General features: G+C 29.0%; 1 protein-coding gene. It reads right to left on the bottom strand.

Annotated features, from left to right (window positions below; all coding sequences use genetic code 11):
• Positions 1-402: RNA polymerase sigma factor (locus ACVC2P_RS07175; protein WP_452597798.1), on the bottom strand; the 402-nt coding region annotated here is incomplete at its 3' end.
• Positions 403-427: the final 25 nt, after the last annotated feature.

Here is a 427-nt window from a genome sequence, read left to right as displayed (position 1 = left end):
TTGATGTTCTGGAAGCTCATATATCGCCTTCAATAATTTTTGATTGATACTACTATTATTTGTAATAGTAAGGTTATCTAGTTGGTGTGCATAAGAATATTTTTCTAATAATATTAGCTGTTTAGCATTAGCTTTAAGACTATCTAAAGACTTTGTATATACAATACGCAACGCCCAACTACCAAAATAATTAGGTTCCTTTAATTGATTTAATTTATCTATTATAGTTTTCCAACTATCTTGAGCAATGTCTTTAGCTAAATCGGCATCTTTAACTAACCAAAAAGCCTTACTACAAAATTGTTTATGCCAGCGTTTTACTAGTAACGATAATGCCTTTGTATCTCCCTTTTGGTATTGCTTAACGAGTAATCCGTCTGTTATTTTACTTTTTTTATTCATTAAAATTAAGAGCAACTTATACTAT

This window comes from Pontimicrobium sp. MEBiC01747, from assembly GCF_053601635.1.
Note: the sequence above shows the minus strand (reverse complement) of the source record. Positions and strands in the feature narration are given on the sequence as shown.